At 59.5% G+C, this 1,099-nt stretch carries 2 pseudogenes; one reads left to right on the top strand and one right to left on the bottom strand.

The annotated features are described in order from the left end of the window. The first annotated feature begins 11 nt into the window (after window positions 1-11). Window positions 12-725 (top strand): annotated as a pseudogene (gene queE, locus NKH35_RS31810) (7-carboxy-7-deazaguanine synthase QueE). Between the two features lie 236 nt (window positions 726-961). Here queE and NKH35_RS31805 read toward each other — a convergent pair. Further along, window positions 962-1,099: pseudogene (locus NKH35_RS31805) on the bottom strand (coproporphyrinogen III oxidase); the annotation flags it as partial.

Genomic DNA, 1,099 nt, shown 5'->3' with positions numbered 1-1,099 from the left:
CTCATCCCGCAATCCGAGTTAGCGAGATTTTAGGGACGACGATCCAGGGCGAGGTGGTGCTCTTAGGTTTGCCGACGATCTTGTTCTGAACCGGCGGGTGTGACTATCGCTGTTCCTGGTGCGACAGCCTCCATGCTGTGGACAATCAATTCCGGCATGAATGGGAGATGATGTCCGTTGGGGCGGTGTGGAAAAATGTGCTTGCCCTTTCCGGTGGCCGCCCGCTGATGGTGTCGCTATCAGGCGGCAATCCGGCCATCCAGCCGCTCGGCGCGCTCATCGACCGGGGCCATGGTGACGGTTACCGTTTTGCGCTGGAAACCCAAGGGTCTCTTGCCAGGGACTGGTTTGCGCAGCTTGACGTGCTGATCCTCAGCCCAAAGCCGCCGTCAAGCCGAATGACGACAGATTGGGCCGCTGTCGAGGCGTGCCTCCAGGCGGCACAAGGCAAGCCCCAAGTCGTGCTCAAGCTCATTGTTTTCGACGAAAGGGACTACACCTACGCGAAAGACGCCGCTGCGCAATTTCCGCAACTTCCGATCTATCTGCAGCCCGGCAATCACACGCCGCCACACCCCACAAATGATGACGCGCCTGTCGACCTTGACGGAATATTGAAGCGCATGGAGTGGCTGGTTGACAGCGTGACCCGCGACAGATGGTTCGAGGCCCGCGTGCTGCCGCAGCTGCACGTTGTGCTCTGGGGTAACAAGAGAGCCGTCTAGCCCAGGCCCTTTCCACTGGAACTGCGCCGGCAGAATTCGGGTGAACGGGTGGTTCAGGTCGAAGGGAGCTGTCGCCGACAACCATGATCCGACAGGCAGGGCTCGAGCGGACGATATCGTCGCTGCGCCAAGACGCGTCTGGTCCGCTCAGAATCTTGTCTCGATAGACGGTCGCCGATCAACAAACGTACCGCGGTCCATGATCGACTGAGAGGCATGACCGTTCCTCTGAGTGCTCAGACTGCCGCCGAGTGCCTGGCCGTTCCAGCTTCGAAATATTTGTCGAACCTGGCCGCGATGCTTCGGACGAAAGGGCGACTTTCAGCCGGCACAACGAATCTGTCGCCATCAAGTTCAAGCAATCGAACCGGATC

The organism is Mesorhizobium sp. M1143 (assembly GCF_040318435.1).
GTDB lineage: Bacteria > Pseudomonadota > Alphaproteobacteria > Rhizobiales > Rhizobiaceae > Mesorhizobium.
The sequence above is the reverse complement of the archived record's forward strand: the minus strand, read 5'-3'. Positions and strand labels throughout refer to the sequence as shown.